A 22,034-nucleotide genomic window follows, 5' to 3' on the forward strand; every position below is an offset into this window, starting at 1 on the left:
CATCTGGGGCTGAATGCCGGGGTGATGTGCCCAGAATAATCGGCAGGGTTTTGATGCGTTAAACACACTGTTTAATTTTTTTAAACATAGGTGTTAAATATGTCACTTTTATAACCTTAAAAGTCATGGGCGGTCTCTTTAAATCGGGCCTGCAAAGCCTAAACTTCATGGAGTGTTAACACGCCTTGGATCATTAAAAAGTTCCAATGTTTCCTATTTGATGGGCCAACGTCTTTGACGTATAGCTGTTGAAAATGCCATTGGTTTCCTATTGGATGGGGCAACATCTGTGAGCATAGCTGTTGTTTCAGATGATCTTTTCATTACACAGGGCATGTTTGCCATATACGCCAAACACGCCAAACGCTGTGTACTGGCTGTGTCTGCGTGATGGCACTCTTATTTATAAGTTTTTTGCTGAAGAATTGCTGAAGGTCTGTTTTTCCCTGTTTTGTCTTTGATATATTCATTCCCGCCTACCCCCCGTTTTTTAAATGTTTAAAAACTTCTGTGCGCTGCCACAGAATTTTTTTTGCTGTTTTTTTATTTGCATTTTATTCATGGAAAAGATTCGAAAAATGAAAAACACGCCTTCTTTCCGCCAGTCTCTTTTAAGCCGCTGCATTGTGCTCGCACTTGCTTCGCTGGGCGCTTGCGCAATGGTACAGGCTCAGCAGATTACGTTTCAGGACGGCAATGCAGGCCATGTGCTGGAAAATCAGACGGTTGACCGGGTTTCAGTTACCGGGAATGGCACCGGCGCTGAAATCAGCGGCGTGACTGCCAACGGTGAAATATTCGCCAGTTTTGCCAGTACCATGCACGTTGTCAACAGCTCGATCAACTGTGCTGCCAGTTCCAATTGTTATGGCCTGTGGGTGCAGGGGCTTTCCAGCAGCCAGGCGGGGGTCAAGACGACTGTGACGGGCAGCGGCCTGGTGATTGACAGCGGAAGATCGGGGATTGTGAGTAGCGGGTCTGCCAGCGTCGACTTGGGCGATGTGCAGGTCAACGCCGCTGCTAATGGCCTGGACCTGAACGGCAGCCTGAGCAAGGATGGCGTGATCAATACAACCCGCATCAGTGATTTTGAGATCACTGCGGGCCAGTATGGCGTGTATGCCATGTTTGGTGCTGAGCTTCATCTGACCAATGGCACCATTACAACCACCGGTGATGGCGGGGTTGGCGTGTATCTGGGGGGTGCCAATAGACTTGGCACAGAGCCTGTGCAGACAGCCGCTTATATGAGTGGTGTCACCGTGCATACCAAAGGTGACGATGCATATGGCCTTTACAGCGTGCAAATGGGCGGTATCAACGGCCAGCCTAACCGGGGCGCGGTGTCGTACTGGGATGCATCCCACATCATCACCGAAGGCACTGGCAGTTATGGGATTGTTGCCAACTACAGTTGGAATACTGTCACGCTGACAAATGGTTCAACGGTGACAACTGCAGGCGACAATGCTTATGCGGTGTGGTCGCGCGGTGCCGCCGATGTGACGCTGGACAGCAGCCATGTTGCCACCCGGGGGCAGGGTGCTGTCGGTGTTTACAGCTACCACCTTGGCAACAGCTATCTGCAAAACGGCTCCACAGTGGTGACCGAAGGCGCGGGCGCACACGGCACCATGCTGCAATACGCTGGCAACATCATGCTTGATAACAGCTCGGTGCATGCTCAAGGGGCCGATGCACATGGTATTTACATGCTGGTAGGAGTGGCTGAAAATGCGGGCATACGCTATGGCTCCAAAGTGGAACTGCAAAATTCCAGCATGGTGTCTGACCAGGGCTACGGCATTGCGACTGAAGGCGGGCATTTAACCGTCAATGTGCTGAACGGCAGCACGCTCAAAGGCGGCGCGGGCCTGATGAATGTGCAGGATTACACCGGTAGCGGCACACCGTCGTGGAACCAGGGGGTGACAACGGTTAACCTGCTGGTGGATGGCGGATCTGTCGTGTCCGGTAATGTCATCACTGCCGATACCGCAGTTTCCAACATCACCCTGCAGGGCGGCTCCACCTGGGAGCTGGACGGCGACTCCAATGTCACCTCGCTGGTAAACCGCGATTCCACCATCAGCTTCGCATCTGGCAGTGGCCTGGCACGCTCAGGCAGCGGTTTCAGCACTCTGCATGTCAGCGGCGATTACGTGGGTGATGGCGGTACCATCATTCTCAATGCCGCACTGCATGATGACAGCAATTCGCTGAGTGACAGGCTGGTGGTGGATGGCGATGTTTCCGGCCAGACCCGTATCAAGGTGATCAACCGTGGCGGCCTGGGAGCATCCACGCAGGAAGGTGTGCGCATTGTCGAAGTTGGCGGCCAGTCGCCGGCCGATGCCTTTACGCTGCAAAGCGATTATGTGGCCATTAACGGCAAACCGGCGGTGGTTGCAGGGGCTTATAGCTATTCCCTGTATCAGGGCGGTGTGACCGACCCTGCTGACGGGCACTGGTACCTGCGCTCTGATGTGGTTGAGATTATCAACCCTGGTGGCGGTGGCGGTGGCGGCACCATCACCGTGCCTGTATACCAGCCGGGTACGCCTTTGTACGAAAGCTATGCCAACGTGCTGCATGAGCTTAATGCATTGCCAACGCTCAGGGAGCGGGTGGGGGAGCGCCAGTTGGGTGCCGTGATGACAGGCGAAGGCATGGCCGCGCAGCCTTATGGCGTGTGGGCGCGTGTGCAGGGTTCGCACAACCACTTTGAACCCCGCCGCAGTACCACTGGCGCCGAGCAGGATGTGAATGTCTGGCGCATGCAGATCGGTGCCGACATGCTGGCGCACGAAAATGCGCAGGGCAGCCTGGTTGCAGGCGTCAGCGCCCATTACGGTTATGCCAGCTCCGATGTGGAGTCGCTGTTTGGCAGCGGCAAGATTGACGCCAAAGGTTACGGCATCGGCGGCGCACTGACCTGGTATGGCAACAATGGTTTTTATGCCGACGCACAGGCTCAACTGAACTGGTTTGACAGCAACATCAAATCCAGCACGCTGGGCGTAACAGAAGTCAGCGGCAATGACGGCAAAGGGTATGCGTTCGGGCTGGAGGTGGGCCGCAGCTTTGCATTGAACGACAACTGGTCACTGACACCGCAGGCGCAAATCATATACTCGCATGTGGATTACGATGACTTTTATGACGCCTATATGACGCTGGTCAGTCTGCAAAACCATGACCGGGCAACCGGCCGCTTGGGCCTGTCGGCCGACTACCGCCAGCGCATGGAAAATGGTGATACGCTGGATGCCTACGGTATTGTGAATCTGTACCAGAACTTATCGGGCAGCTCCAAAGTCAACGTAGCCGGGGTGGAATTTGAGCAGCGCAACGAACGCACCTGGGCCGGTCTGGGGCTGGGGGCAAGCTACAGTTGGGGGCATGGCAAATACGCACTGTATGGCCAAGCTGGTGTGAAAACCAGTGTGCAGAGCTTTGGTGACAGCTATGGCGTTACCGGCAACGTGGGGCTGCGCGTGAGATTTTAAGTACCGTACCCTCCCGAAAGGCATGGAATCAAACCGCTGGCTCATGGTGTGGGCCGGCGGTTTTTTTATGGGGTTTAAAACTGATGGATAAGCAGGGTTCTATATTGAGCCGGTGCGTGTTTGCCCATAGAATGGGCGTGACATCAACGGGCAATTCAAAGCAAAAGAAAGGCTGAGGCTGCACTGTGCGAACATCCAGAATACTTTTTTTAAGCGTTTCAGCCGGTGCCGGCCATGTGCGTGCCGCGCAGGCATTGAGTGCCTATGCGCAGCAGATACAGGGGGTGGAGGCGCTGCACCTGGACGTGATGGACTATGTGCCCAAAACGTTCCGCAAAATTTATGTGGATACCTACATTGCCATGGTGCAGAAGGTGCCTTCGCTGTGGGGGCTGCTGTATAAAGGCATTGACCGGGTGGAGCCGGAGCGGCTGGTGCAAAAGCTGCGCCGGGTGGTGGAGCGGCTCAATACGCGCAAGCTGCTTAAGGCGGTGGCTGATTTTCAGCCCGACGCCGTGGTGTGCACCCACTTTCTGCCGGCCGAAATTCTGATGCACCAGATCATCAAGGGCGAGTTTGATAAACCGGTCTGGGTGCAGGCAACCGATTTTGACGTTCACCGCATGTGGATGATTCCGCAGATGCGCGGTTACTTTGCCGCCACGGAAGAGGTGGCGTTCCGCCTGCGCAGCAGCGATGTGGCGCCGCAGCGCGTGTACGCCACCGGCATACCGGTGATGCCGGCATTTGCCAACCCGCCTGCGCGTGAAGCCTGCCTGAAAGCATATGGCCTTTCAAACCGGCATCCGGTATTGCTGCTGATGGGCGGCGGGGCTGGTATTGGCGACCTTGATAAAACGGCGCAGCACCTGCTGGAACAGGACAAGGATTTTCAACTGATTGTGCTGGCCGGTAAAAATGAACAGGCCTTGCAGGCGCTGCAGGAAACAGCCGGGCGCTATCCCGGACGGCTGTTTCCACAGGGGTTTACCCACAAGGTGGAAGAACTGATGGTCTGCGCCGACCTGGTTGTCACCAAACCCGGTGGGCTGACCACTTCAGAGTGCCTGGCCATAGGGCTGCCGATGATCATGTATGCGCCGATTCCGGGGCAGGAGGAACGCAATGCCGACTACCTGCTGGAGCAGGGCGCGGCAGTCAAGGCGGTTGATGAACTGGGGCTGATCTGGCGTGTGAAGCAGTTGATGAGTTCACCCGAACACCTGGCATGCATGCGCCAACGGGCGCAGGCCATTGCCCGCCCCGATGCCGGGCGCGATGTGCTGGATGTGGTGCTGCAGGATATTGCTTGAACGTGGTGCCGTGGAATCTGGTCAATGGCCGCTCAGTTTGACATGACGCCGTTATACAGGGCATCTGCTGTTTGCTGTATGGCGGTGTGATCGCTTATCCAGTCAGTGTGATCGCCGTTCAGATAAGCGTCCCGTGCCTGCAACAGCACACGGGCCTGCGGCGCGGGAAGGCGGGGGACGGCCCAGTTGGCGGCTTCGTCCTTGGAGACAAACCCGCCTGTTGCGAGCGTTTGCCACATCCGCGCCAGCGTCAGCAAAACATTGCGCTCATCTCCTTGAAGGCCTTGCATGAGTGCTGGCACGGCATCCTTGATGGCGCGCCGTATGTCAGAAGGGTGAACCACCGGCAGCAGTTCGTCCATGTCGGGGCCTAATAATCCTTTGGCCTGCTGTCGCGCCTGGGCCAGTATCAGGGTCAGTTCCGGGTCGCTCACCGGCTGGGGCATATCGCCTGCTTCATATTGGGCGCGCAGCCATTCGCCGTACATGAATTCACAGCGTGCCGGGTAGGGCAGTGCCGCCAGGTCGGTGGATAAAAAAACAATCACTTCAAGCGGGCGTCGCCCGTTCGGGTTGTTAAGGTCAGAGGGGGAGCGTCCTGAAACCTGCATCAGCTCTGCCGCAAGAGACTGGCGTGCTGCCGCGCTCATTGGCTGGCTGACGATGGCGAGTATGTCCACATCACTGTGGGGGCGCAGGCCGCCTGCTGCTGCCGAGCCATGCAGGCAGACCGCCAGCAATGATTCGGCCAACTGCTGTTGGATGATATGCAACGCTTGCTGTGCTTCAGGAGAAAGCAGCATGTGAGCCATTGTTGAGCATTCCTCCTGTTTGCGGTTGGCGGGCGGCAGTATCTTTAATCGCTATTTGCGCGGAATGGAATAGCCTTCAGAACGCGCCAGCTTGTCCATCACTTTCAGGTCAATCATCAGGTCGTCCACGTCGTTGCGCAGCAGCCCCTGGTACATTTCATTGAACACATGGCTCATATCGGAGAGCGATTTTTCGGTCTGGTTGCTGATTTGAAGCAGCTCGGAAGGCGTTGTGCCAACGCTTTTGAGGCGGTTAAAGCGTTCCACCGTGGTGCGTATCATCGGCAGGTAGCGGTTCAAAAAGACAGAGGCAGATACCACGTCGCGCGGGTCTTCCTTCATGGTTTTCAAAATGTCCTGCGCTTTGTCGACAATCAGCGTCACCGAGTACACCATCTTGGGCGTGAGCTCAAATTTAAGGCGGTCAATCTCGTCAATAAGTTGCTGGTACGGCTGCGTATCAATGCCGCCTTCGGGGGTGGAGGCGTGCTCAAGCTTTGTCGTGGCTTTTTGCTCGCGGCGGCGTTGCAGCCAGTCGCTGACGCGCAGATACAGGCGCTCGCCAAAATGCGGGCGGATAACGCCAAATGCCGTGACCCCGGCCAGCAGCGCGTTATACCACATAGGCATGACGGCAAAGATGCCGGCGCCACCGGTGCCCATGGCCACCACCAGCAAAATCAGCGCAACCAGGCTGCCCAGCCCGAGCCGGCGGCGGGCAATGGCGTTGAGCACAAACGACACAATGCCGCCAAACGCCAGCCCCAGCGGCCAGTAGCCGGTGAAAATACCGGCAATGGCGGCCACAATGCCCATGGCAGAGGCCGCAGGGTTGGGTCGCATCGGGAACAGTTGCAGCAGGCTCAGATAAGTGATGGCCGCAATCGAGGTGGTTCCCAGCACGGTGAAAAGTGATGACCCGGTCTGTACCAGCACATGGGGCGCTACCAGGCCCGCGAGCAGCCCCACGCTGATGGAGGTGAGGTGAAAACCGATGCGCTTGAGCACGCGCAGCCCCTGCTCTTTGGCATTTTGAATGGCCTCGGTAATCCGGCTTTCCTTAGGGGCTTGGTTTGCTGACATATGCTGTAATATAAGGGTTAAATGGCCACCATCAACTGCGGACTATGAACAATAAGCAAAAACGGCATACTTTGGCCTGATACGCCTGCCGGGTACCCGGCAGGCATGCACTGCTGGTGTGCATGTACCATCATGTGCAGAATGCAATATGGTGCGCTGGCATCAAAGCGCCTTTGCAGGTTACTGGTATTTGCCGGTGGCGGCAATCAGGCGCTGGCGCAGATTGTCTTCCATCGTGACCAGTTCCTTTTCCACTTCGGCACGGCGCACGCGGGCTTCCGAGGCAATCCGCATGGTTTCTTCAATGGTATTGACCAGTTTGTCCTGCACCTCGCGCAGCGTGTCGGCATCCACTATCGAGCGCTCCACTTCGGTGGCGGTGGCAATGCTGCTTTGTTGCAGCAATTCGGCATTTTTGCGCAGCATGGTGTTGGTGGTGTCAGACACCTCTTTTTGCAACTGGGCCGCTTTGGCCTGTGCATCAATGGTGGTTGCCAGCACCATCTGGCTTTTCCAGATCGGCAGGGTGGAGAGGATGCTGGTCTGGATTTTTTCCGCCAGTTGCTGGTTGTTGCTCTGGATCATGCGGATTTGCGGCGCAGTCTGCACAGCAATCACCTTGGAGAGGTCCAGATCGTGCAGGCGGCGTTCAAACCGGTTGATCTGTTCCATCAGGTCTTTGGTTTTCTGCGCATCCATCATGTCCTGCGATACTTCGGCCTGTCTTTGCAGGGCGGGCAGGTCTTTTTCCCTGACTTCCTTGAGCTTTTCGCGGCCGGCTTCAATGTAGAGCGTCACCTCGCGGTAATAGTCAAAATTGCGCAGGTACAACTGTTCCAGCGTTTCAATGTCACGCATCAGGTTGACCATGGAGCTGTCCAGATGGGTGGCAATCATATCCACCTGCTTGGTCAGTGCCTGCCGGTCGATTTTGGCTTTTTCCGCCTGTTTGAACAGTCCGCCCACCAGCGGCAGGTTGGCCAGAAAACCGCTGCGTTTTTCTTCAGCGCTCAGCGGGTCGTTTTCACGGATACGCATCACCAGTTCAGAAAGCTGCTGGCCGACATCGCCAGCGTCCTTGGCCCGTACCTTTTCCAGCATGGTATCGGCAAACTTGGCAATTTCACCCATCGGTTTGGCACCATAGGCCAGAATCGCCGCCGGTTCGGCAATATCAATCTGCGCGGCAAGCGCTGTGACCTGAGCCTGGTCAGGTTTTTGCGCTGGCAACTGACCTTCCTGCGGCTTTTCAATCACTTCATAATTGGGCACGCGGGGGGCTTGTTGATCTGTACTCATAAAGTCATCCTTTAACAGACGGGTTACCGGAAAATACTGGAAATTATATTGTATGTCTTACCTGAGTATCTATCAGATAAAAATTTCATTTACCGGTTCCCTGTTGTGTGCCGGAAAATAGAGGTATTTCAGGCTGGCTGATGGTGCCGAAAGGGGGGGTAGAGATGACTGGCGGCCATGCAAGAAGGCCGAGGACTATTATGTACTTTAACTGTGTGGTGATACAGGCAGTAGCAGGTAGTATCAGGCATGCGCTTCAATAAAGCGTGTTCAGAAGTTAAACAGATAGTTTACCCATGGTGCGCTCTATGAGTCTGCGCATACAAAACTGAATAGAACGGCCAAAATGCCAAAAGAGAAAGGCCACGCAAAAACATAGCAGGGAAACGTTATATAGTTTTTCTGCAAAGGGGCCAGATCTGACCAATGCCCGTCCAGCAGGCGTTAAAAATAAGATGGCATTGGTTGACATGATCTCGATAATGATAATGCCCCACCGCTGCCAGCGGCCGTTAACGAGCTTGCATGTATCTATCCAAAAGCATAATGTACATACCAGGAACACACATGCGGCTATCAGCGCAGGTATAAAGCCTTTCAGGCTGACAGCCAGAATGATAAATAACATGCATACAAGTATGCCCGCGAAGCAAAGCGCCAGTGCCAGTATGACATTGCGCACAATATGAGGGTGGCGCGGCAATACAGTGGTTCGCGGATAACATGCCGCAGCATATATATACACGGGTAAACATGCAAGGGTGTAAAACCAGTTGGATCGGTTGGGCAGCCACCCTATTAAGACAAATAATGCAGTAAAACCCAGTAATACACAATGACGTTCGGTTATGGGAGAAAGCTTTTCACTGCTGGTTTTTAACCAGCCTGTTTTGGCACAGAGGCTGATTGCAGTGTATGCCAGCAAGGCCATGAGGATCATTGGCAGGGGCTGTACGAGTATTCTGATAACAGTCCCGATACTGTAAGCGTGTGAGCGGGAAGTCCAAAACAATACCAAGCGGTCAAGGTACTGTAACCCCAGGTAACTCCAGACAAACAAGGCAAGCCAGCAGGCCAGAGCGGCCAGCATGCAAGAACAGATATGGGTAAAGCTAAGAGAATATATTCGTCTGGAAATTAAGAAAACCAACAACAGCACAAATACATAAATAATCAGGATGTCATGTGGTATCAGCGTGTTGATGATGTAGGTGACCCAGCTTGTTGGTATGGCAAAATCTCTTTGATAAGCATAGAAAATGCCTGTATAAAGTGCCCCTGCCAGATAGTAAAAAAATGCACCTGTAAGTGCCAGTATCAGCACATTGCGCAGGCTTTTGTCGGTGTGGCTATAGGAATTGGGCGCTGGAATTGCTGGACTTGTCATTTTTTGCCCACATGAATATGGCACAACCTGTGCTGGTTTTTATTTTGGGTGGATTTGCATTATCGCATATGCATTGTATCGTATGTGGGGGACAAAACAGTCAATGCGTCTCATAGGTGCGGGCGATTTTTTCCACATTCAGGCTGCGGGCCATGGCGTCAAAAATCTTTTTATAGGCACCTTCCATGTGGTACAGGTCATCGTGCGTGCCTGATTCGGCAATGCGCCCGTTTTCCATCACATAAATGCAGTCGGCGTCGATGATCTGCGAGATGCTGTGCGAGATGATGATGACGGTACGGCCTTTTTTGATTGCGTCCAGGCTGTTTTTGATCTGCTCGGTGGCAATGGCGTCCAGGCTGGCGGTGGGCTCGTCCAGAAAGATGATCGGCGGGTTTTTCAGGAACATGCGGGCAATGGCAATGCGTTGCTGCTGTCCGCCCGATAGTGCCAGGGCAGAAGTCTCGTACTGCTGCGGCAACGCCATGACCTGGTCGTGAATGTAAGATTGCCTGGCCGCCTGCACCACTTCGTCATGCGTGGCATTGGGGTTGCCGTACAGAATGTTTTCTTCGATGGTGCCGTTGAAGATATGGTTCTTTTGCAGCACCAGGCCAATGTGGTCGCGCACATAGGCGGTGTCGTAGTCTTCCAGTGAAACGCCGTCCAGCAGTATTTGCCCTGAATCGGGCGTGTAGAACTTGTCGAGCAGGTTGATCAGCGTGCTTTTGCCTGCGCCCGACAAGCCCACCAGCGCGGTGATTTTGCCGGGTGCAATTTCCATGTTGATGTCGTGCAGCGTGCGGGTTTCGTTGCCGGGGTAGGTAAAGTTGACTTTTTTCAGTTCAAAGCGGCCGTGCAGTTGTGCAGGCACATAGCTGCCGGACTGTTCTTTCTGGTCATCGGCATGGAGGATTTCAAAGAACCCTTCGGAATAGATCAGCGCATCATTCATCTGGTCGTAAATCAGGTGCAGGCGGCGGATTGGCGCGGTGACGTTGTTGAACAGCAGGATGTGGAACATGATGGCGCCAATGGTCATCTGGCCTTCCAGCACAAAATAAGTGGTCAGCAGAATAATGCCCACGAGTCCGATCTGTTCGATGAAGGTTTTGGTGCCGTCAAACAGAAAACTGGTTCTGCGGATCTGCATCTGCTTGTCGGTCAGGTCGGTTTGCAGCTTGAGCTGCTTGGTGCCTTCAATGTCTTCTCGCAGGAACGATTTGATGACCGGAATGGATTCTAAAATACCCAGAATGCCCTGGCTTTTGTTCTCGCGCAGCGTTTTGATGGCACGGCGCCCGCCGGTGAGTTTTTGCGCCTGCATGCGGCTTACATAGTAATAGACGGGCACGGTGCAAAAGGCCAGCAGCCCCACATAGAAGTTGGCCAGGAACATCATCAGCAGCGCCACAATGGCGTTGGCAAACAGCGGCAGGATGTCGATGAAAAAGTTCTGCACCAGCCGTGTGAGGCTTTCCACGCCGCGGTCAATGCGGGTTTGCAGTTTGCCGGGCTGGTTGCCGTTGCTGCTGTAAAACGCCAGCCGGTAGGTGAGTATTTTTTCGATGACGGTTTGTGCCAGGTCACGTGAGACATAAATGCGCAGGCGCTCGCCGTAAAATTTCTGCCCGAACTGCAGCAGGATGTTGATGACCTCTTTGCCGATCAGAATGCCCGATATGACCGAGAGCACGGTCAGGCCGTCTTTCAGGCTTTTGTGCGCTTCCAGCAGCGCGGTAATCTCATCGACCGTGTAGCGCAGTACCCAGGCATTGACCTGCGCGGTGAGCGAGCCGATAAAGGTCAGCACCAGCGTAAAGACAACCAGCAGCCGGTACGGGCGGATGTAAGGCCTGAGGTTCTGAAACAGTTGAAACAGTGTCATGCAGCTTTGTTATTGTCATTATTTGGGGGTATGTTACTGCAATTGGGGGCTGAGCGGGCGGCATTGCGGCCGATACCCATGCCCCAAGCGACAGCTCTGCCTTAAGCCTTTGTTTTGTTTGGCGAGTGGTTGATGAGCCAGTTGATGCCAAACTGGTCGGTCAGCATGCCGAACTCGTCTCCCCAGTGCGCCTGGCTCAGCGGCATGGCGATGTGTCCGTTTTGCGCCAGGCCATTGAACAGGCGGTATGCCTCATCGTGGCTGGCGGCTTCAATGTAGACCGAAAAGTTATTGCCAAACACGGTTTTGGCGGCAAGGTGACCCACGGCGTCGGCGCCCATCAGCATGGTTTCCTGGCTGATGGGCAGGCTGATGTTTTCAATTTTTTGGCGGATGTTCTCCGGCAGGGACGGGGCTTCGGGCGGCAGCGGCACATCGCCATACCTGACTATAGCCGGGAACTCGCCGCCAAAAACAGAGCGGTAAAAATCAAATGCCTGCTCGCAATTGCCATTGAATAAAAGACAGATGTTGACGGTTGCCATATCCCGGTTTCCTTTCTTTTGTCAGGCGCGGCAACACCGTGCCGCATTTGGGCCGCATATGTGTTGCATGTATGCCGGACCTGTGAGGAATTGTATGGGATTGGCCGTGTATCAGGCAAAGTGAAACGGCTTGCAACAATGGCGCCCATACGCTGCCAATGACATGCTGCGCACTATGACGCTATACACTACACGCAGCGTGCCACCATGGTCATTTCGTCAGCCGGGCCAATATCGATCTGCACCACATGCCCGCTACCAGGAGCCACGTCAATGGGCTGGCCGTCTTTGTTCAGCAGTTTTTCCAGCACCAGGGTGCGGTTGCCCTGCGGCGCAACAACCTGCAAGGTGTCGCCCACGGCAAAACGGTTTTTCACGTCCACCGTTGATAAGCCGGTGGCGGTGTCGTAGCTGAGGACTTCAGCGACAAACTGCTGGGTGAAGTTGCCCGAGTCGCCACTGGCGTAGTTCTGCGTTTCGTCATTGCTGTGGCGGTCGTAAAAGCCTTCGGTATAGCCGCGGTTGGCGAGTGCATCGAGTTGCAGCAGCAGGGCAGGGTCAAAGGTGCGCCCGGCCAGTGCGTCATCAATGGCCTGGCGGTAAATCTGCGCCGTGCGTGCGGCGTAGTAGTGCGACTTGGTGCGGCCTTCGATTTTCAGGCAGTCTATGCCGGCCTCGACCAGTTTTTGCACATGGCGTATGGCGCGCAGGTCGCGCGAGTTCATGATGTAGGTGCCGTGCTCGTCTTCTTCAATCTCCATCCACTCGTCCTGGCGGCGGCCGGTTTCTTCAATCACATAGGCTTTGTCGGCGGCCGGGTGGCGGGCAATCACGCCGTCTTCCTGTTTGGGCAGCAGCGTGCCTTCGGGCGTTTCGGTGGCGTCTGCCACCTGGTACTGCCAGCGGCAGGCGTTGGTGCAGGTGCCCTGGTTGGCGTCACGGTGGTTGAAGTACCCTGAAAGCAGGCAACGGCCCGAGTAGGCAATGCACAGCGCACCGTGCACAAACACTTCCAGCTCAATATCGGGGCACTGCTGGCGAATTTCGGTGATTTCGGCAATAGAGAGTTCACGCGAGAGGATGATGCGCGCCACGCCCATGCTTTGCCAGAAGCGCACGCTGGCGTAGTTCATGGTGTTGGCCTGCACCGAGAGGTGAATGGGCATGTCGGGCCATTGCTCGCGCACCATCATGATCAGTCCCGGGTCGCTCATGATCAGCGCATCGGGCCCGAGCTCCACTGCGGGTGTGAGGTCGCGGATAAAGGTGCCGACCTTGTTGTTGTGCGGCATCAGGTTGACGGTGAGCAGGAACTTCTTGCCCGCCGCATGAGCATGGCTGATTCCCTGCGCCACCGGCTCGAGCTTGCGGAACTCGTTGTTGCGTGCACGCAGGCTGTAGCGCGGCAGGCCGGCGTAGATGGCGTCAGCCCCATAGGCCAGCGCATAGCGCAGGCTTTTGAGCGAGCCGGCCGGGGAGAGCAGTTCAGGGCGTTTCAGTGGGGTGTTTTGCATCGGGCGATTGTAAGACAAAAGCAATGCATCAACGCGCCGTAAGGGTTCCGCCATACAGCACGGAATTATATGAATGCGGTTGCAAGATAAAGCGCAGTATGGAGTACGGTAAAGTAGCTGATGTCTGCCATGAGATTGCTTTTTTGATGCTGCCTGCCGTGTATGAGCACGATCAGGCCGACTCTGAGCAGCGCCAGAATGCCGTAGTAGATGGTGCTTTCACATGCCACCCGAAATATGACAGGGCTGTGAATGCCTGCGACGAGCACCTGGTTCAAGGCCGAGGCAATGCCGCCGGTCACCGTGGTTAATATTATGGCGAGCGTATATGACTGATGTTCTTTCAATGCGCGGTTGAATACCAGTGCGGCGATAAGCCCGGAAAAAAGGGAGGACAGAATCAGGAAATGTCCGCCGATGATCAGCAGCAGGAGCAGGGTTTCGATTATGTTGTAGCGGAACATGGTGGCGTTGATGAATTGCTGTGCACTTATTCTCAACGCCGATCATGAAGAAACTGTGAATTTTGTGTGAAGTGGGCAGATATGCCAACAGCGATTACCCATGCAGCGGGGCAGCGGGTTTACTGGCGGTTCACTGGCCGGGCAGCAGCGGTTCGTACATCATGATCGCGTGGTTTTCCGCCACCAGTTCGGTGTTGACGGTGCCGGTGGCAAGGTCGGTGGCCTGTTTCCAGATGCGGTTATGGCGTGTGTAGCCGCCCCACGGCTGCTGGTGGATGGCGTGGTCGGTTTCAAAAACGTCAAACCGGTGGTGCGGCGGGAAGTCTGACAGCAGCTCACCGTGCAGATGGGTTTCATCCAGCCACAGCCTGATCTGGTAGGTGTTGCTGGTTCGGTTGGCCAGTTGCAGGTCAATGTAGTTATAGGCCAGTGTGGCGCCGCAGGCAAACGGAATGGTGCGGTTGACGTCGGGGAATACATCAAACCCGTGCCGCCAGCGTTCGCTGATGGTCAGGTCGGAGTGCAGTGCCATCCAATACAGCAGGTTGCCCAGCTGGCACAGGCCGCCGCCAATGCCTTTGGCGATTTGCCCGTTGTGCAGCACGAGGCCTTCCAGATAGCCGCGCGCCGCGCTGGGGCGGCCCACCAGCCGCCAGATGGAAAAGGTCTGGCCGGGGCGGATGGTGACGCCGTTGATATGGCGAATGGCCAGCCGCAGGTTGGTGACTTTGTTGTGTTGCAGGTACATGTCCACATGGCGCAGCGGGCGCAACAGCATGGACTGGTGCTTGAAAACGGTATGTGTGCAGGGTTTGGCGCGCGGGTCTATGCCGGCGTAGCGGCCGGCATTTCTCAGCCACAGCAGCTTGCGTTTGAGGATGAAATACTCCCGCCCTGCCAAACTGCGCAGCCTGCTTCTATGTTGTGGCTGGTCGACGGCATCTGCATTCATTTTTGCCCTATCGATAGAGTATCCATATTAAAAGTGATCAGGTATAAATGCAAGCATTTGCCAGCGGGGTTTGAGTAAAAAGGCGGGTCATCGGCATGCGGCAGGACTTCACGTGCGTGTGAGCCTGAGCAGTGTGGGTGACGCGTCCCAACTGATGAGAGCCATGGGTATGAACAATTACAATCCGCAGCCCAAATCCGGAATTATTACCGCTGGGATTGAATTGAATGCATATATACTTTTTGAAAAATTGATAAATAGATTAGCGCTTTTTCGCCGGCGTTGAAGTTTAGTTTTATATTTTGAAAGGGCAATCATGTTAATTCGTCATGTTTACTTTAACCGCAGTCGTGTTGACCAGGATGTATCCGTATGGGTGGCAGAATATGAGGACGACAAGCTGGAGTTGACGATTTCCGATAACAAGAAGGATGTGGAAAACCCTGAAAAAACGCAGTTTGACAGCCGGCAGGCGCTGGAAGCGCATTTGCAGCAAGAGATAGCTAAACTGGAGCAGGCAGGGTATGCACTGGCGGGTAAACATGAAATTATCGACCCGGACAAGCCCACAGCCGATGAAATTGAAGCCACGCTTTTGACCCGCTACAAACTCATGGGCATTACCGATACCTACTTTATCCGCAAGGCGCGCGCAGAGGCTGAAAAAATAGTGCGCCAGCGCGAAGGTGATGTGTCTGACTATGACATGGACGCGATGGAGTTTGTGGTTGACCTGCAGGACAAGGCTTCGATTCAGGCGATGCTTGAGTTTCAGATTGAGAATTTTGACGATATTGCCGAGAGCATAAGCGAGTATAACGGTATTGAATACGGCAGCCGTGATGAGGATGGGGATTTTGAAAGTTTCAGGGATGAAGCGTATCAGCCTGAATACAACAGCGTTGGCATTTTTTACCGTGCAGCAGCCGAGCACGAAGACCTCAGGGATCTGATAGCGGCCTATTTGCAGAAAATTATCGATTACAACCAGGATGACAAACCGCTGTTTAAAAATGAGGAAACGCCTTACGGAGCTGATGAAGCGTTTGAGCTGGCGCGGGCAGATCAAAAGTATTTGCGCAACTACATTGATTTTTGTAATTCGCTGGAAGACAGTGTGCGTTTCTTTTATGACCGCTTTAACCCCCATCACTCGTTGCAGGTGCCGATACTGCTCGCGATGCATGGCATCAGCAAAGATCCGCTGATTCTGGAGTTTATCGCCTCCCAGTGCGTTCAGCGTGATGACCAGCATTTTATGGCGGGCGTGGGCATGCTGGCGGAAATGGGCCTGTCTGAGCAGATTGAAAACGATAAAGAGTTTGCGGAACTGTTTTTCCAGGCGTTGCTGGCAAGGGGGCGTTACCTTTCAGACTATTACAGCAGCGGCAGCATCACCGGCTGGGTGGCGCGGGATCTGGCCGAGGTGATTGACGAGCTGTACGACATTGAAACATCCAAATCATTGCTGGAAGACATCATTACCGATGACGTGGCGTGCCCGTCGATTGAGGCATTCAAGGCGCAGGTGGAGGAATACGGTGCCGACGACGATGATGACGATGATGATGATGATGATGATGATGATGACGATGATGATGATGATGATGATGATGATGATGATGACGATGATGATGATGATGAGCCGTCCAAGAAGAAGTCTGCAGGCAAAAAGAAGTTCTCAAGAGAGGCGTTCAAGGCTGCATCCGAAGCCGTGGCATCACTCGATTTGCAGCGCATCCAGGGCGTCATTGACAGCGGCATACCTTTAAAGGCCGAGAAGTATTACGTTGGCCGCAACAAAGATAATTCTTTATGGCTGATTGTGTTTCATGAGCTGCTCAAGGAAGGTGAACCCGATGCGGCGCTGAAAGAGAAAGTGGAGCAGGCCATTTTGTTGTTACTGGGTGGCGGGCTTGAGTTTGACTATCAGGGTGATGGGCAGACTGTTTTCTATGTCGGTTATCTTTATGAGCATGGCCTGCATAAAGTGATTGATGCGATTAAAAAAACCGGGTTCGATATCAACACCACCCGTTTTCTGCATGACAGCCTGCTGGTAGACAGGTTTCTGTACGATCCCAAAGTGCTCGGCGTTCTACTGGACCAGGGTGCCAGGCTCAACGACGTGGGCGGGTTGCACCACGCGTTCCTGCACATGCCTGTGGAGCTGGTGCAGCGGGTTTTGAAAGAGCAGCAGATTGATCTCAACGCGCTCAATGATGAGGGCTATAACATTCCAGGGTATATCGCGCACTATTGTGAGGATTTTGCACAACGTCTTTTAGCCAGGGCCAAGGAGGAAATGCAGAACCCCAAACTCGCCAACAAGACGGACAACCAGGGCCTTACTCCTGCACAACAGGTTGAAAAATATGAAGAGATGCTGCGCGTCAACGCCTATATGCAGGAGGTGGCTAAAACCCTCAAGCCGCTTTACGCGCGTGCGGCGAATGAACAAGAACAGGCCGAGCTGGACGAGCGCCTGCTGCAAGCCTGTGCCGAGCGGGAAACGGATAAAAACGTGCATCTGGGCAGAATGCTCAAGCTCCAGCATGTGAAAAAGCTGCTGGACGTGGGCGCGAACCCCAATGTAAAGGATGCACAGGGCATGACGCCTTTTCACCATGCCATTCAGCAGCGCTACCCGCACCTGATTGAAGGGGCGCTGGAGCTGCTCAGAGAGGCGGGGCTGAAAAACGATGTGCTGGATAACCTGGGGCGCACGCCGCTGTTTTATTACTGCCTGTCTTATGGCGGGTCGGATGAAATGTTCATGAAGGTGGTGAAGTTCGGCTTTGATGCTGCGCACAAAGACCACGAAGGGAAGAACGCGCTGGCGCACCTGATTTCCACATTGAGTGAAGAGAAGGATAACGGACATGATGTGGAAGGGGCGACCATGTCCATGATCATGGCCGGTGTGCCGGTGGTGGATGTGGACCCTGACGGCAACAATGTGCTGCACCTGGTCTATGATTTTGACGGCTTTGACCTTGAAGATATCATCAAACTGGCGATGGAAAAGGGCGCAGACATTAACGGTAAAAACAAGCTGGGTTATACCCCGCTGCACTATGCGGTTTTGTATGCCAAAGAGGAGTTCATGTGCGACTCTGTTCGCGAGTTGTGCGAAGCCGGGGCCGATATGAATGTGCAGGACAATGAGGGCAATACGCCATTTCACCTGATTAAGGATGGGAAAAGCAGCAAAATCAGGCAACTGCTGGATGAGGATGATAACCCCGTTAAGGCCGATCTGACGCTGAAAAACAAGCAGGGCGTGAGTGTGCAGGCGCATCTGGACAACATTGGCTATAAGCCAAGGTAAGCCCTTTTAAATCCGCAGAAAAAAAGCAGGCCCTTTTCAGGGCCTGTTTTGTATGTACCTGGTATACGCTTGGTGTGCAGTTTGGGTGTTTTGCCTGTGCGGTGTGTTATGTTGAATGCGCCTGATGCGACAAATTCAGCCCGGTCCCGCTGTGTAATGCGATGCTATACCTATACCGCGTGGTCGAAATAGGTGTCGGTCTGGGTCAGGTCGGCAACGGATTCAATGTAGTCGATAACGGTCGGCGGAAATTGCAGCCCCTTGACGATGGTGAGGTTGCGCAGCAGCGGGTAGATCATGATGTCATCCCAGCCCAGGGTGTTGTTGTACTGTGCCGGTGACGGCAGGGCAGGCAGACTGGCCAGCATGGCTTGTGTTGCGGCCTGGTGTTCAGCGGTTTCCTGCATGGCCTGGGCAAAGGTGCGTGCAATGGTTTTTTCTTTTTTGTGCTGGAAGTAGTCACGGGCTGACTGGGTGGCAAACTCGGGCAGGCCGATCATGATGTTGCGCGGGTACAAAAGGCAGCGCGTGTGCATGGCAACCGTATCAAAGTGTGCTGTAACGGTATTGGCCATGTCCAGTGGGCGCAGTGCAGGCACATCGTCGTTCATCTGGTCGAGCAGCCGGGCAATGTCCAGGCTTTCTGCAATGCATTGTCCGTCGTCCAGTTGCAAAATGGGAACCTGCTTGCTGCCGATCAGGGCCAGGCAGGTGGCTTCATCGTCATTGAGCAGGTAGACTTTTTCGTGCGGTATTTGTTTGTAGTGTGCCGCCATTTCCACACGGACACAAAAAGGGCAGTGGTCATACAGATAAAGTTTCATATACTTTTCCTGTGCAGTTTTGTTGCCAGAATACGCTATTTTAAAGGGAGATGTTTTTCCAGATACGCCTTGAGCACCTTGGCATGCGTATGCACTGTGTCTTTGGAGGCATACAGCAGCGTGACGACAGGGTGGTCGTGTAGCAGCGTGATAAAGTCTTTGACCGCCTGAGAGTGGTTCAATTCTTCCTGGTATTTCTTTGAAAATGCATCCCAGCGATTTTGCGGGTCGGCGTGAAACCACTGGCGCAGCTCGCTGGACGGGGTAATGTCTTTATCCCACAGGTCGTATTGAAGCGCTTCTTTTTTGATGCCACGCGGCCACAGGCGGTCTACCAGCACGCGGTAGCCGTCGTGCGGGTCAGCGTTGTCATAAACGCGTTTGAGTGCAATCTTTGTCATGGGGTTTCATTCCTTGCGGCTATGGCAGGTTGACATGTTTGCAGCGCATGTTGAAAGAATGCATCGGCCTGTTGCCGGTAGGCGGGAATGGTCAGTGTGGCGATGTGCCCCCGGCCTTGTATGATGGAGATTTCTTTGGGCGGACCGGCCAGTTCGTACAGGCGCTGGCTGTGCTGGTGCGGGATGATGCTGTCAGCCGTGCCGTGGGTGAACCATACCGGAATGGGCGACAGTGAGGCGATATAGCGCTCGGCGCTGTAATCATTGTTCATCAGCAGGCCGGCGCCAGGCAGTTTTTCATTGGCAATGCCGGAGTAGGAAAAAAAGGTGGAATCAATCAGCATGGCGCAAATGCCCAGGTGCTCTTGGGTCGGCATAGCGCCAACGGCGGCAATGGCATTGGTGCCGCCCAGGCTCTGACCAATAATCAGCAGCCTGTCGGGGTTGACATCAGCCCGGGTGCGCGCGTAGCGGATGGCGCTTTGGGTGTCTTCAAACAGCCCTTTCGGGGTTGGGCGGCCCTGTGATTCACCGTAACCCCGGTAGTCAAACGTGAGCACGTTGTAGCCCAGGGCCGGCAGCCAGTTGACGAATGACCAGTGCGTTGTCATGTTGCCGGCATTGCCATGCACATGAACCACGGTGCCTTTGGCATTACCGGCGGAGGTGCCAGTGGCGGGTACAAACCAGGCGTGCAGCAAGGTGCCGTCGGCACTTGGAAAGTACACATTTTCAAATGCCAGTTGTTCGTTGGCCGGCGAGTCGCCCCAGTCTTTGTTGTCGGGGTAGTAAAACATGCTTTGCGCACATCCGGGCAGGAACAGGTAAAGCATGGCGGTCAGCAACAACAGGAGTGCCAGGCTGGTGAGGGTGCGTTTGCGTTGCATGGTTTTTGTTTAGGCTTGGTTCAGGCTATGTGCATTAAAGCTGTGATTCAATCGGCAGCCAGCTCATGACCTTGACGGTAGCGCGCTGCCACCATTTGGTTTGCGGGTCGTGCGTCCAGATGTGTATTTGATCGTCAGACGAGCGGTCTTTCCAGCGCATTTGCCCATGGTCAAGCAACACCTGGTAGCTGTATGTGGAACTGGTGCGCCGGTTGAATTCTTCTTCCAGTTCGGCCACGACGGTGGGCTCTTCAAAAATAATGCCCATTTCGGTGTTCAGGCGTATCGAGCGCGGGTCAAAATTGAACGAGCCGACAAAGCCGATTCTGCCGTCCACCAAAAATGCCTTGGTGTGCAGGCTGGCGCCGCTGGAGCCGAGCAGGCTTTTGTCCGCCGTGCCAAAGGGTTTGAGTTCATACAGGTTCACGCCGGCTTGCAGCAGCGGGCTGCGGTAAGGCGCATAACCGCTGTGCGACAGCATCACATCGGTGGCGGCTAGCGAGTTGGTCAGCACATCAATCTCCACATGGCGGCTTCGCATGTATTCAAACAGTTCCATTCCGTCCTGCCCCGGCACAAAGTAGGGCGAGATCAGTTCGATGTGCTCGGTAGCATTTTTCCACACCGGCAGCAGGTCATGCACCAGCCACCTGAACTGGCCCCTGCCAAAAGCTTTGTCGGCTGGGTCGGAATACACATGCACTTCAGACGACCAGTGCACCGGGCGCTCGCCGGTGTATATGTCACGGATGCTGGTGGACTGGTGCAGTTTTTCGATATAAGGCTTTGCGCCCAGGCTGGTCAAGCGGGCGTCAATACGTTCCCGCAACTGGTCCAGTGTTTTGTTGTCGGGCTGTACCAGCGCGCTGAGCGGAATGGTGGCTTTGCTGTTCCAGAAGTCGTCAAAAATCGACGATGTTTCGGCGACTGCGTCACCGCTGATCAGCAGGTCGACGTCAAAAAAGTTGGTGTTGTCCGAGGCGTCAAAATATTCGTCGCCAATATTGCGCCCCCCCACCACGGCAACCCGGCCATCGGCAATCCAGGCTTTGTTGTGCATACGGCGGTTGACGCTGAAAATGCGCAGCATCATCTCCACACCGCGGAAAAAACCGCTGTCACGCGCGCGCGTTGGATTGAACAGGCGCACCTCGATATTAGGGTGCATGTCCAGCGCGGCCAGCATGCTGTCGCGCCCGTGGGCGTTCATATCGTCAAGCAGCATGCGTACGCGCACGCCACGGTCGGCCGCGCGTAATACTTCCATGTCCAGCAGATGGCCGGTAAGGTCGTCGTGCCAGATGTAGTACTGCAGGTCCAGGCTGCGCCCGGCTTCGCGTGCCGTGATGGCGCGGATCATGAACGCGTCCAGGTTATCCTGCAGCAGCACCATGCCGGTTTGACCCGGGTGTGCCTGCCACTGCGGCTCAATGGCATGGTCCAGCGAGCTCTGGTCAGCCTGTACCGGCAACGCGTAACTCGGTTCGCCTTGAACACGCTTGGCAAAAATACCGTAGCTGTACACTGAAATCCAGGACGCAATGATGAACACGACAATCCCGATCAGAAGAATACGCAATTTGATACGCAGTTTTTTTCTCATTGCAATGCAGTTGCCTTGTTTGGCTTTTGGAACATTTGAGGGGGTGGTTATTTGAATGTATACAACCTTCAGCGCCTAACTTTAGCAGGCTTTGGCTGGAGGTGCCACAGTTGTGCACCAAGAGCATGTGGACGGTATTTCCTCTCAAGGATAGGCAGGCCGCCGTATTGTACTAACGCACCAACTATATCGCGTTAGCTGTATTGTGCTAATGGTATTGCG

At 54.6% G+C, this 22,034-nt stretch carries 16 protein-coding genes; 3 read left to right on the forward strand and 13 right to left on the reverse strand.

All coding sequences use genetic code 11. The annotated features are described in order from the left end of the window. Positions 1-578: 578 nt before the first annotated feature. Positions 579-3,509: an autotransporter family protein gene (locus CUZ56_RS12765; RefSeq protein WP_162615353.1), complete on the forward strand. Its 2,931-nt coding sequence runs from the start codon at positions 579-581 to the stop codon at positions 3,507-3,509. Positions 3,510-3,694: 185 nt separating this feature from the next. After that, positions 3,695-4,822, forward strand: coding sequence for an MGDG synthase family glycosyltransferase (locus CUZ56_RS12770; RefSeq protein WP_239442511.1), 1,128 nt, complete (start codon positions 3,695-3,697; stop codon positions 4,820-4,822). Between the two features lie 32 nt (positions 4,823-4,854). Here the strand turns inward: CUZ56_RS12770 and CUZ56_RS12775 are convergent, their stop codons facing one another. From CUZ56_RS12775 to CUZ56_RS12815, 9 genes are all read right to left on the reverse strand, one after another. Beyond that, positions 4,855-5,634, reverse strand: coding sequence for an aminoglycoside adenylyltransferase family protein (locus CUZ56_RS12775; protein ID WP_126980792.1), 780 nt, complete (start codon positions 5,632-5,634; stop codon positions 4,855-4,857). A gap of 51 nt (positions 5,635-5,685) precedes the next feature. Further along, positions 5,686-6,717, reverse strand: a complete 1,032-nt coding sequence (locus CUZ56_RS12780; protein WP_126980793.1) for a 5-bromo-4-chloroindolyl phosphate hydrolysis family protein — start codon at positions 6,715-6,717, stop codon at positions 5,686-5,688. 180 nt (positions 6,718-6,897) lie between these two features. Next, positions 6,898-8,016, reverse strand: a complete 1,119-nt coding sequence (locus tag CUZ56_RS12785) for a toxic anion resistance protein (RefSeq protein ID WP_126980794.1) — start codon at positions 8,014-8,016, stop codon at positions 6,898-6,900. A gap of 277 nt (positions 8,017-8,293) precedes the next feature. Further along, on the reverse strand, positions 8,294-9,403 hold the full coding sequence (locus CUZ56_RS12790; protein WP_126980795.1) for a hypothetical protein: 1,110 nt from the start codon (positions 9,401-9,403) through the stop codon (positions 8,294-8,296). A gap of 100 nt (positions 9,404-9,503) precedes the next feature. Further along, positions 9,504-11,291: an ABC transporter ATP-binding protein gene (locus tag CUZ56_RS12795; protein WP_126980796.1), complete on the reverse strand. Its 1,788-nt coding sequence runs from the start codon at positions 11,289-11,291 to the stop codon at positions 9,504-9,506. Positions 11,292-11,392: 101 nt separating this feature from the next. Further along, positions 11,393-11,836, reverse strand: a complete 444-nt coding sequence (locus CUZ56_RS12800) for a VOC family protein (protein ID WP_126980797.1) — start codon at positions 11,834-11,836, stop codon at positions 11,393-11,395. A 188-nt stretch (positions 11,837-12,024) separates the two neighbouring features. Next, a complete protein-coding gene (gene trhP, locus CUZ56_RS12805; RefSeq protein ID WP_369126764.1) occupies positions 12,025-13,350 on the reverse strand; it encodes a prephenate-dependent tRNA uridine(34) hydroxylase TrhP in 1,326 nt (441 codons plus the stop codon). A gap of 65 nt (positions 13,351-13,415) precedes the next feature. Beyond that, on the reverse strand, positions 13,416-13,850 hold the full coding sequence (locus CUZ56_RS12810) for a hypothetical protein (RefSeq protein ID WP_126980798.1): 435 nt from the start codon (positions 13,848-13,850) through the stop codon (positions 13,416-13,418). 94 nt (positions 13,851-13,944) lie between these two features. Next, positions 13,945-14,766, reverse strand: a complete 822-nt coding sequence (locus tag CUZ56_RS12815) for a VanW family protein (RefSeq protein WP_126980799.1) — start codon at positions 14,764-14,766, stop codon at positions 13,945-13,947. Positions 14,767-15,082: 316 nt separating this feature from the next. On the opposite strand from CUZ56_RS12815, the gene CUZ56_RS12820 reads away from it, so the two are divergent. Beyond that, complete coding sequence (locus tag CUZ56_RS12820) at positions 15,083-18,097, forward strand: ankyrin repeat domain-containing protein (RefSeq protein ID WP_126980800.1); 3,015 nt, start codon at positions 15,083-15,085, stop codon at positions 18,095-18,097. A gap of 170 nt (positions 18,098-18,267) precedes the next feature. On the opposite strand, the gene grxB is transcribed toward CUZ56_RS12820, so the two are convergent. From grxB to CUZ56_RS12840, 4 genes are read right to left on the reverse strand one after another with little or no spacing between them, the layout of a single operon-like run. Next, positions 18,268-18,921: a glutaredoxin 2 gene (grxB, locus tag CUZ56_RS12825; RefSeq protein WP_126980801.1), complete on the reverse strand. Its 654-nt coding sequence runs from the start codon at positions 18,919-18,921 to the stop codon at positions 18,268-18,270. 35 nt (positions 18,922-18,956) lie between these two features. Then, positions 18,957-19,322, reverse strand: coding sequence for a DUF488 domain-containing protein (locus tag CUZ56_RS12830; RefSeq protein WP_126980802.1), 366 nt, complete (start codon positions 19,320-19,322; stop codon positions 18,957-18,959). Then, positions 19,319-20,209, reverse strand: coding sequence for an alpha/beta hydrolase (locus CUZ56_RS12835; RefSeq protein WP_126980803.1), 891 nt, complete (start codon positions 20,207-20,209; stop codon positions 19,319-19,321). The genes CUZ56_RS12830 and CUZ56_RS12835 overlap by 4 nt, the downstream gene beginning before the upstream one ends. Before the next feature lie 34 nt (positions 20,210-20,243). Next, positions 20,244-21,812 (reverse strand): phospholipase D family protein, encoded by a 1,569-nt coding sequence (locus CUZ56_RS12840; RefSeq protein WP_126980804.1) that lies wholly within the window; start codon positions 21,810-21,812, stop codon positions 20,244-20,246. Between the last annotated feature and the right edge of the window lie 222 nt (positions 21,813-22,034).

The sequence above is a fragment of the Saezia sanguinis genome (assembly GCF_003991585.1).
Classification (GTDB): Bacteria; Pseudomonadota; Gammaproteobacteria; order Burkholderiales; family Burkholderiaceae_C; genus Saezia; species Saezia sanguinis.

Coding starts and splice junctions, on each gene's coding strand:
- CUZ56_RS12765 (WP_162615353.1), top strand. CDS start 579: ATGAAAAACACGCCTTCTTTCCGCCAGTCTCTTTTAAGCCGCTGCATT.
- CUZ56_RS12775 (WP_126980792.1), bottom strand. CDS start 5,634: ATGGCTCACATGCTGCTTTCTCCTGAAGCACAGCAAGCGTTGCATATC.
- CUZ56_RS12780 (WP_126980793.1), bottom strand. CDS start 6,717: ATGTCAGCAAACCAAGCCCCTAAGGAAAGCCGGATTACCGAGGCCATT.
- CUZ56_RS12785 (WP_126980794.1), bottom strand. CDS start 8,016: ATGAGTACAGATCAACAAGCCCCCCGCGTGCCCAATTATGAAGTGATT.
- CUZ56_RS12790 (WP_126980795.1), bottom strand. CDS start 9,403: ATGACAAGTCCAGCAATTCCAGCGCCCAATTCCTATAGCCACACCGAC.
- CUZ56_RS12795 (WP_126980796.1), bottom strand. CDS start 11,291: ATGACACTGTTTCAACTGTTTCAGAACCTCAGGCCTTACATCCGCCCG.
- CUZ56_RS12800 (WP_126980797.1), bottom strand. CDS start 11,836: ATGGCAACCGTCAACATCTGTCTTTTATTCAATGGCAATTGCGAGCAG.
- trhP (WP_369126764.1), bottom strand. CDS start 13,350: ATGCAAAACACCCCACTGAAACGCCCTGAACTGCTCTCCCCGGCCGGC.
- CUZ56_RS12815 (WP_126980799.1), bottom strand. CDS start 14,766: ATGAATGCAGATGCCGTCGACCAGCCACAACATAGAAGCAGGCTGCGC.
- CUZ56_RS12820 (WP_126980800.1), top strand. CDS start 15,083: ATGTTAATTCGTCATGTTTACTTTAACCGCAGTCGTGTTGACCAGGAT.
- grxB (WP_126980801.1), bottom strand. CDS start 18,921: ATGAAACTTTATCTGTATGACCACTGCCCTTTTTGTGTCCGTGTGGAA.
- CUZ56_RS12830 (WP_126980802.1), bottom strand. CDS start 19,322: ATGACAAAGATTGCACTCAAACGCGTTTATGACAACGCTGACCCGCAC.
- CUZ56_RS12835 (WP_126980803.1), bottom strand. CDS start 20,209: ATGCAACGCAAACGCACCCTCACCAGCCTGGCACTCCTGTTGTTGCTG.
- CUZ56_RS12840 (WP_126980804.1), bottom strand. CDS start 21,812: ATGAGAAAAAAACTGCGTATCAAATTGCGTATTCTTCTGATCGGGATT.